Source organism: Streptomyces albidochromogenes (assembly GCF_005981925.1).
Classification (GTDB): Bacteria; Actinomycetota; Actinomycetes; order Streptomycetales; family Streptomycetaceae; genus Streptomyces; species Streptomyces albidochromogenes.
Genome location: NZ_VBVX01000261.1, coordinates 1 through 9,606 on the forward strand (window position 1 = coordinate 1; position 9,606 = coordinate 9,606).

5 protein-coding genes are annotated in these 9,606 nt (G+C 71.0%); 2 read left to right on the forward strand and 3 right to left on the reverse strand.

Going from position 1 to position 9,606, the window contains the following annotated elements:
• On the forward strand, nucleotides 1-1,458 hold a 1,458-nt coding region (locus E2E34_RS26345; protein WP_138904411.1), incomplete at its 5' end, for an MFS transporter.
• A 139-nt stretch (nucleotides 1,459-1,597) separates the two neighbouring features.
• On the opposite strand, the gene E2E34_RS26350 is transcribed toward E2E34_RS26345, so the two are convergent.
• From E2E34_RS26350 to E2E34_RS26360, 3 genes are all read right to left on the reverse strand, one after another.
• The gene (locus tag E2E34_RS26350) at nucleotides 1,598-3,058 is read right to left on the reverse strand and encodes a glutamate synthase subunit beta (RefSeq protein ID WP_138904412.1); all 1,461 of its coding nucleotides are present in this window, start codon (nucleotides 3,056-3,058) and stop codon (nucleotides 1,598-1,600) included.
• Nucleotides 3,051-7,610 (reverse strand): glutamate synthase large subunit, encoded by a 4,560-nt coding sequence (gene gltB, locus E2E34_RS26355; protein WP_138904413.1) that lies wholly within the window; start codon nucleotides 7,608-7,610, stop codon nucleotides 3,051-3,053. Before gltB ends, E2E34_RS26350 begins: the two co-directional genes overlap by 8 nt.
• Before the next feature lie 292 nt (nucleotides 7,611-7,902).
• Nucleotides 7,903-8,634 (reverse strand): VIT1/CCC1 transporter family protein, encoded by a 732-nt coding sequence (locus tag E2E34_RS26360; protein ID WP_138904414.1) that lies wholly within the window; start codon nucleotides 8,632-8,634, stop codon nucleotides 7,903-7,905.
• A gap of 221 nt (nucleotides 8,635-8,855) precedes the next feature.
• On the opposite strand from E2E34_RS26360, the gene E2E34_RS26365 reads away from it, so the two are divergent.
• Nucleotides 8,856-9,606, forward strand: a 751-nt coding sequence (locus tag E2E34_RS26365) for an ADP-ribosylglycohydrolase family protein (RefSeq protein ID WP_244316123.1), incomplete at its 3' end; no start/stop codon positions are given.

Consider the following 9,606-nt stretch of genomic DNA (forward strand, 5'->3'; position numbering starts at 1 on the left):
CGCCGCGCCAGGGCGACCCTGCTGATCGTCCTGCTCGGCTACCTGACCCTGCCCATGTCCATGTCCGGCACGACGATCGCGCTCCCCGAGATCGGCCGGGACCTCGACGCCTCGGGCGCGTCCCTCCAGTGGGTCGTCACCGGCTACTTCCTGACCGCCTCCGTCTTCATGATGGTCGCGGGCTCGCTCGGCGACCTCTTCGGGCGCCGGAAGGTGTACGCGGGCGGCGCCGCCCTCTACACCGCCGGCACGTTGGTCGCCTTCACCGCCCAGAGCGTCCTCGTCCTGGACGCCGCCCGCACCCTGTCGGGCGTCGGCGCGGCCGGTGTGATGGCGGGCGGCGGCGCGATCCTCGCCACGGCCTTCGAAGGACCGGCCCGCACCCGGGTGTTCGCGACGGTCGGCACGGTCGCGGGCATCGGCATCGCGGTCGGCCCCACCGTCTCCGGCTCGCTGGTCGGCGCGTTCGGATGGCGTACGACGTTCCTCGTCTTCGGCGTCGCCGGCCTCGTCGTCATCTCCGCGACGTTCCTGATGGCCGAGTCGCGCGCCACCACCCGCCCGCGCGTGGACACGGCCGGAGCGGTCACCTTCGTCGCGGCGCTCGGCATGGTGATGTTCGCCCTCACCCAGGGCGGTCAGGCGGGCTGGACCGGCCCGCGGGTACTCGTACCCCTGCTCGGTGGTGCGGCGCTGCTCGCCCTGTTCGTACGGGTGGAACGCCGCGCCGCCCACCCGATGCTGGACCTGGCGCTGCTGCGTGACCGCCGCTTCATGGGGTGGATCGTCGGCGCGACGTCCGTGGCGGTCGGCTCCTCCGGCGTGATGATCTTCTTCCCCACCTACTTGCAGGGCGCGAACGGCCTGAGCGCGGGGGACGCGGGGCTGGTGATGCTGATGATGACCGCTCCCGTCTTCGTCGTCCCGCAGATCGGCGCCCGACTGGTCAACCGCGGTGTCCCGCCCCGCCACCTGATCGTCACGGCCCTGCTGCTGTCGGCCGCCGGCAACGCCCTGCTGGTCCTCGTACTGCGCCCCGGCGTGGGCGCGGCCGCCCTCGCGGCCCCGCTGATCGTGCTCGGTGTGGCCGGCGGCCTGGCTCTGGGCATGGTCGACGCGCAGGCCATGAGCATGGTCGACCAGGAGAACGTGGGCATGGCCTCCGGCCTTCTCCACACGATCCGGGCGGGCTCCAACTCGCTGATGCTGGCCGTCTTCGGCGCCGCCCTGATCGCCCTGGTCCGCACGCGCGTCGGCGACGCCGCCCTGGCGGCGGACGTGGCCGCGGGCAAGCTGTCCGGCCCCCGTCACGCCGACCTGGCCGCCCAGTTCGCGTACGCCTGGCAGTCCGCCCTGACTCTGGTGGCGCTCACCACGGCGGTGGCGGCCGTCCTGATCCACCGCATGCTGCGGCCGCCCACCGCCCCGGTCGCGCCCCCCGTACCGGAACGCGCCTGAGGTGGGGGCCGGTTGCCCCGGTTTGCGCCCGGCCGGGCCCGGACATGGCGCGGCGCCCACCCGGTGTCCGGTCGGGGACGGGGCAGGCGCCGCATAGTTCCGCACGCCGTTGTACGGGACGTTCTTTGGGGGACGTACGTCAGACGGTCAGCGCACGGTCCGTCGGCTTCACCGGGGCGGGCAGCTCGCTCGTACCGGTCAGGAACCGGTCCACGCCACGCGCCGCCGAGCGGCCCTCGGCGATCGCCCACACGATGAGCGACTGACCGCGGCCGGCGTCACCGGCGACGAAGACGCCGTCCACGTTCGTAGCGTACTGCCCGTCGCGCGCGATGTTTCCACGGGCGTCGAGTTCCAGGCCGAACTGCTGCACCAGACCGTTCTGCTGGTCGGTGCCGGTGAAGCCCATCGCGAGGGTGACCAGCTGGGCGGGGATCTTCCGCTCCGTGCCGGGCTTCTGCTCCAGCTTGCCGTCCTTGAACTCCACCTCGACGAGGTGCAGGAACTGGACGTTGCCGTCCTCGTCGCCCTCGAAGTGGGTGGTCGAGACGGAGTAGACCCGCTCGCCGCCCTCCTCGTGCGCGGAGGTGACCTTGTAGAGCATCGGGAAGGTCGGCCACGGCTGGTTGGCGTTGCGGTCCTCGCCCGGCTTGGGCATGATCTCCAGCTGCGTGACGGACGCCGCGCCCTGACGGTGGGCGGTGCCCACGCAGTCCGCGCCGGTGTCGCCGCCGCCGATGACCACGACGTGCTTGCCCTCGGCGGTGATCGGGGAGACCGTCAGGTCGCCCTCCTGCACCTTGTTGGCGAGCGGCAGGTACTCCATCGCGAAGTGGATGCCGTTCAGCTCGCGGCCCGGGACGGGCAGGTCGCGGGAGACCGTCGCGCCGGCGGCGATGACCACCGCGTCGTACCGGCGCCGCAGCTTCGCGGCGTCGATGTCGCGGCCGATCTCGACCTCGGTGCGGAACTTGGTGCCCTCCGCGCGCATCTGCTCGATGCGGCGGTTGATGTGCACCTTCTCCATCTTGAACTCGGGGATGCCGTAGCGCAGCAGGCCGCCGATGCGGTCGGCGCGCTCGTACACCGCGACCGTGTGGCCGGCCCGGGTCAGCTGCTGGGCGGCGGCGAGGCCCGCCGGGCCCGAGCCGATGACGGCGACGGTCTTGCCCGACAGGCGCTCGGGCGGCTGCGGCGTGACGTCGCCGTTGCCCCACGCCTTGTCGATGATCGAGACCTCGACGTTCTTGATGGTGACGGCCGGCTGGTTGATGCCGAGCACGCACGCCGACTCGCAGGGAGCCGGGCACAGCCGCCCGGTGAACTCCGGGAAGTTGTTCGTGGCGTGCAGCCGCTCGGAAGCGGCCGCCCAGTCCTCGCGGTAGGCGTAGTCGTTCCACTCGGGGATGAGGTTTCCGAGCGGACAGCCGTTGTGGCAGAACGGGATGCCGCAGTCCATGCAGCGCCCGGCCTGCTTGCTGATGATCGGCAGCAGGGAGCCGGGAACGTAGACCTCGTTCCAGTCCTTGACGCGCTCACCGGCGGGACGGGTCTTGGCGACCTCGCGTCCGGTGGTCAGGAAGCCCTTGGGGTCAGCCATGGGTCGCCGCCTCCATCATCTTCTCGGTGGTCTCCTGCTCGGAGAGACCGGCGAGCTCAGCGGCGTCCTTGGCGGCGAGCACTGCCTTGTACGTGGACGGGATGATCTTGCTGAAGCGGGTCACCGCGGTGTCCCACTCGGCCAGCAGCTTCGAGGCGACCGTGGACCCGGTCTCCTCCTCGTGGCGGCGCACCACATCGTGCAGCCACTGCTTGTCGGCGTCGTCCAGGGCCTCGACCGCCCCGGCGTTGCCGGAGTTGACGTTGTCCGGGTCGAGGTCGATGACGTACGCGACGCCGCCGGACATGCCGGCCGCGAAGTTGCGCCCGGTCTCGCCCAGCACCACCGCGCGACCGCCGGTCATGTACTCGCAGCCGTGGTCGCCCACGCCCTCCGAGACGACCGTGGCGCCGGAGTTGCGGACGCAGAAGCGCTCGCCCGTCCGTCCGCGCAGGAAGAGCTCGCCGCTGGTGGCGCCGTACGCGATGGTGTTGCCCGCGATCGTCGAGTACTCGGCGAGGTGGTCGGCGCCCCGGTCGGGACGGACGACGATCCGGCCGCCCGAAAGGCCCTTGCCCACGTAGTCGTTGGCGTCGCCTTCGAGGCGCAGCGTCACACCGCGCGGCACGAAGGCGCCGAAGGACTGGCCGGCCGAGCCGGTGAAGGTGATGTCGATGGTGTCGTCGGGCAGACCCGCCCCGCCGAACTTCTTCGTCACCTCGTGGCCGAGCATCGTGCCGACGGTCCGGTTGATGTTGCGGATCGCGACCTGCGCGCGGACCGGTCCGGCGGCCTCCGCGCTGTCCACGGCCAGGGCGTCGGCGGCCAGCTTGATCAGCTCGTTGTCGAGCGCCTTCTCCAGCGCGTGGTCCTGGGTCGTGATCTGGTGGCGGACCGCGCCCTCGGGCAGCGCGGGCACGTGGAAGAGCGGCTCCAGGTCCAGGCCCTGCGCCTTCCAGTGCTCCACGGCCGCGTCGGTGTTGAGGAGCTCGGCGTGGCCGACCGCCTCTTCGAGCGTACGGAAGCCGAGCTCGGCCAGCAGCTCGCGCACTTCCTCCGCGATGAACTGGAAGAAGTTGACGATGTACTCGGCCTTGCCGGAGAAGCGGTCGCGCAGCACCGGGTTCTGCGTGGCGATGCCGACCGGGCAGGTGTCCAGGTGGCAGACGCGCATCATGACGCAGCCGGAGACGACGAGCGGCGCGGTCGCGAAACCGAACTCCTCGGCGCCGAGCAGCGCGGCGATGATGACGTCGCGGCCGGTCTTCAGCTGGCCGTCGGTCTGGACGACGATACGGTCGCGCAGCCCGTTGAGCAGCAGCGTCTGCTGGGTCTCAGCGAGGCCGAGCTCCCAGGGGCCGCCCGCGTGCTTGAGCGAGGTCAGCGGCGAGGCGCCCGTGCCACCGTCGTGGCCGGAGATCAGCACCACGTCGGCGTGCGCCTTGGACACACCGGCGGCGACCGTGCCGACACCGACCTCCGACACCAGCTTCACGTGGATGCGCGCGGCCGGGTTGGCGTTCTTGAGGTCGTGGATCAGCTGGGCCAGGTCCTCGATGGAGTAGATGTCGTGGTGCGGCGGCGGGGAGATGAGCCCCACGCCCGGCGTCGAGTGCCGGGTCTTGGCGACCCACGGGTAGACCTTGTGGCCGGGGAGCTGGCCGCCCTCGCCGGGCTTCGCGCCCTGCGCCATCTTGATCTGGATGTCGTCGGCGTTGACCAGGTACTCGCTCGTGACACCGAAGCGGCCTGAGGCGACCTGCTTGATGCTGGAGCGCCGCGCCGGGTCGTACAGCCGCTCGGCGTCCTCGCCGCCCTCACCGGTGTTGGACTTGCCGCCCAGCTGGTTCATGGCGATGGCGAGGGTCTCGTGCGCCTCCTGGGAGATGGAGCCGTACGACATGGCGCCGGTGGAGAAGCGCTTGACGATCTCGGAGGCGGGCTCGACCTCGTCGATCGAGATCGGCGTACGCCCGCTCTTGAAGCCGAAGAGCCCACGCAGCGTCATCAACCGCTCGGACTGCTCGTTCACCCGGTCCGTGTACTGCTTGAAGATGTCGTACCGGCGGTTGCGCGTGGCGTGCTGGAGGCGGAAGACCGTCTCCGGGTCGAACAGGTGCGGCTCGCCCTCGCGGCGCCACTGGTACTCGCCGCCGATCTCCAGCGCGCGGTGCGACGCGGAGATGCCGGAGACCGGGTACGCCTTGGCGTGCCGGGCGGAGACCTCCTTGGCGACGACGTCGAGACCGGCGCCGCCGATCTTGGTCGCGGTGCCGTTGAAGTACTTCTCGACGAACGCCTCGTCCAGGCCGACGGCCTCGAAGACCTGCGCGCCCCGGTAGGAGGCGACGGTCGAGATGCCCATCTTCGACATGACCTTCAGGACGCCCTTGCCGAGGGCGTAAATCAGGTTGCGGATGGCCTGCTCGGGCTCGGCGCCCTCGATGAAGGTGCCCGCGCGGACCAGGTCCTCGACGGACTCCATGGCCAGGTACGGGTTGACGGCGGCGGCTCCGAAGCCGATGAGCAGCGCGACGTGGTGCACCTCGCGGACGTCGCCGGCCTCGACGAGCAGCCCCACCTGGGTGCGCTGCTTCGTTCGGATGAGGTGGTGGTGCACGGCGGAGGTGAGCAGCAGCGACGGGATCGGCGCGTGCTCGGCGTCCGAGTGCCGGTCGGAGAGCACGATCAGGCGGGCGCCGGCCTCGATGGCGGCGTCGGCCTCGGCGCAGATCTCCTCGATGCGGGCGGCCAGCGCGTCGCCGCCGCCGCTGACGCGGTAGAGACCGGACAGCGTGGCGGCCGTCATGCCCGGCATGTCGCCGTCGGCGTTGATGTGTATGAGCTTGGCCAGCTCGTCGTTGTCGATCACCGGGAACGGCAGCGTCACGTTGCGACAGGTCGCGGCGGTCGGCTCCAGGATGTTGCCCTGCGGGCCGAGCGAGGAGCGCAGCGAGGTGACGAGCTCCTCGCGGATGGCGTCCAGCGGCGGGTTCGTGACCTGCGCGAACAGCTGGGTGAAGTAGTCGAAGAGCAGCCGGGGCCGCTCGGACAGCGCCGCGATGGGCGAGTCCGTGCCCATGGAGCCGAGCGGCTCGCCGCCGGTACGGGCCATCGGGGCGAGGATGACGCGCAGCTCTTCCTCGGTGTAGCCGAAGGTCTGCTGGCGGCGGGTGACCGAGGCGTGCGTGTGCACGATGTGCTCACGCTCGGGCAGGTCCTCCAGCTCGATCTCGCCGGCTTCCAGCCACTCCTGGTACGGCGCCTCGGCGGCGAGGCCGGCCTTGATCTCGTCGTCCTCGATGATCCGGTGCTCGGCGGTGTCGACGAGGAACATCTTGCCGGGCTGCAGGCGGCCCTTGCGGACCACCTTCGCCGGGTCGATGTCCAGCACGCCCACCTCGGAGGACAGCACGACGAGCCCGTCGTCGGTCACCCAGTAGCGTCCGGGGCGCAGACCGTTGCGGTCGAGCACGGCGCCGACCTGGGTGCCGTCGGTGAAGGTGACGCAGGCCGGCCCGTCCCAGGGCTCCATCATCGTGGCGTGGTACTGGTAGAACGCGCGCCGCGCCGGGTCCATGGAGTCGTGGTTCTCCCACGCCTCGGGGACCATCATCAGCACCGCGTGCGGCAGCGAGCGCCCGCCGAGGTGCAGCAGCTCCAGCACCTCGTCGAAGGACGCGGAGTCCGAGGCGTCGGGCGTGCAGACGGGGAAGATCCGCTCCAGCTTCTCCGCTCCGAAGAGGTCGGAGGCGAGCTGGGACTCGCGGGCCCTCATCCAGTTGCGGTTGCCCTTGACCGTGTTGATCTCGCCGTTGTGCGCGACGAAGCGGTACGGGTGGGCGAGCGGCCAGCTGGGGAAGGTGTTCGTCGAGAACCGCGAGTGGACCAGGGCGACGGTGGTCGCGAAGCGCCGGTCGGACAGGTCGGGGAAGAACGGCTCGAGCTGCCCGGTGGTGAGCATGCCCTTGTAGACGATGGTGCGCGCGGAGAGCGACGGGAAGTAGACACCGGCCTCGCGCTCGGCGCGCTTGCGCAGGACGAAGGCCTTGCGGTCCAGCTGGAGGCCCGTCGACGTACCGTCCGCGACGAAGATCTGGGAGAACGAGGGCATCGTGGCGCGGGCGCCGTTGCCGAGCAGCGAGGGAGTGACGGGAACCTCACGCCATCCCAGTACGTCGAGGCCCTCCTCGGCGGCGATCGCCTCGATCCGCTCGACGGCCTGTGCGGGGCCGTCGGCGGGCAGGAAGGCGATGCCGACGGCGTACGCCCCGGCCTCGGGGAGGTCGAAGTCGGTGACCTCGCGCAGGAAGGCGTCGGGGACCTGGAGCAGGATTCCGGCGCCGTCGCCGGAGTCGGGCTCGGATCCCGTGGCACCGCGGTGTTCGAGATTGCGCAGTACGGTCAGCGCCTGCTCGACCAGCTCATGGCTGGCCACACCGGTAAGGGTGGCCACAAAGCCGACGCCGCAGGCGTCGTGCTCGTTACGGGGGTCGTACATCCCCTGCTGGGCGGGGCGACCGTCCATGGGCGACCAGGCGTGGATACGCATCGGCACTCCCGTCGTCGTCGTGGCATATGCAACTACCGAGGGACGACGTTGGCCCTCCGCGAAATTTCGTGCAGGTTACATGATGGCTGGCTTCTCGCGAAGTGGATAGCGCATTCCAACATGCGGACACCGCGCACAGCGGTGCGGGGTAGGTCACCGGCGGACAGACCGACATCGTCCGGTCGTCACGGAGCAGGCTTCGTTGCCTGCGGTGTCGTGGGCTATTGCCCGGTGGTGTCGAAGACGAAACCAACGAGTAACAGATTACTTATGTGGACACCCGCATAGTGTCTCACCTTACGGCGGTTCCGAACAGAGTGCCGAGGGCGTACGTCACACCGGCGGCGGCGCCACCCAGCGCCAACTGCCTCAGCCCGCTGAACCACCAGGTCCGAGCCGTCACCTTCGCCACGAGCGCTCCGCACGCGAAGAGCCCGACGAGCGCGAGCAGCACCGCGGGCCACAGCGTCGAGGCCCCCAGCAGGTACGGCAGTACGGGCAGCAGGGCGCCCAGCGCGAACGCCCCGAACGACGATACGGCGGCCACCAGCGGGGAGGGAAGGTCCCCCGGGTCGATGCCCAGCTCCTCACGGGCGTGGATCTCCAGCGCCTGCTCGGGGTCCCTGGACAGCTGCGTGGCGACCTCGCGCGCCAGGTCCGGGTCGACGCCCCGCGACTCGTAGAGCGCGGCGAGCTCCTCCAGCTCGTCCTTCGGGTGCTTGCGCAACTCACGGCGCTCGACGTCGAGTTCCGCCTCGACGAGTTCGCGCTGCGAGGCGACGGAGGTGTACTCGCCCGCCGCCATGGAGAAGGCGCCGGCCGCCAGCCCCGCGAGACCGGTGATGACGATCGTCTGCTGACCCACGGACCCGCCGGCCACCCCGGTCATCAGCGCCAGGTTCGACACGAGACCGTCCATGGCGCCGAAGACGGCAGGGCGCAGCCAACCGCCATTCACGTCACGGTGCGTGTGGTTGTCGCGGTGCGCCTCGTGCAGCGTCGCCTCGGTCTCGATGATGGCCATTCCCGCCCGTTCCCCTCTCGCGCGGAGGCGGGGCCGAATGCGGCCCGCTCACCCCCTCAACACCATCGAAAGTACGCACGATTCGAGCACCCCGCCAGCAAGGAAGGCCGTACTTACCCGCAGCTCAGACCCCACGCCGACCGGGTGACGCTGACGTTTCGGAGCCTTTGCCGGGCCCTCGCGTGGCACAGATCCAGGAACGAGCCCAGGGAGTTGATTGCATGCAGTCCCGCACCGATCACGGCCGCGCGCCACTGGCCCTGCGCGAGCCGCACGCCGTTCGCGCACTCCGCGACAGGGGGCGGGGCGCCCTGCTCGGTCTGGCGGTGGGCGACGCGCTCGGGGCCCCCGCCGAGAACATGAAACCCTCCGAGATCCGCCGCCGTTGGGGCCGCGTCGAAGGCTTCGTGTCCCCCGACCCCGCCGGCACGGACGACACGGAGTACGCCATCTTCTCCGGCCTGCTGCTGGCCCGCCACGGCTCGGCGCTCACCGTGGCCCATGTCGAGAACGCGTGGCACCTGTGGATCGCCGACCTGGACGAAGGACCGTTCCGGGGCGCGGGCTTCAGTGAGCGCGGCACGCTGGAGAACCTCCGCCGCGGCCTGGCCGCCCCGATCTCCGCCCAGCACCGCCACGCCTGGAGCGACGGCCTGGCGATGCGCGCCGCGCCGTTCGGCGTGTTCGCGGCGGGCCGCCCGGCGGAGGCGGCGCGGCTGGTGGCGATCGACGGCAGCGTGAGCCACGAGGGCGAGGGCATCTACGGCGGCCAGGCGGTGGCGGCGGGCGTGGCGGCGGCCATGACGGGCGCCGCCCCGGGCGCGGTCACCGCCGCCGCCCTGTCCGTGATCCCGTCCGACTCCTGGACCGCCCGCTCGCTGCGCCGTGCGGTGGCCGCGGCCCCGGACGGCGAACGGGCGGTGCGCTCGGCGGTGGTGATCGGCGGCTACCCGCTGTCTCTTATACCCATCT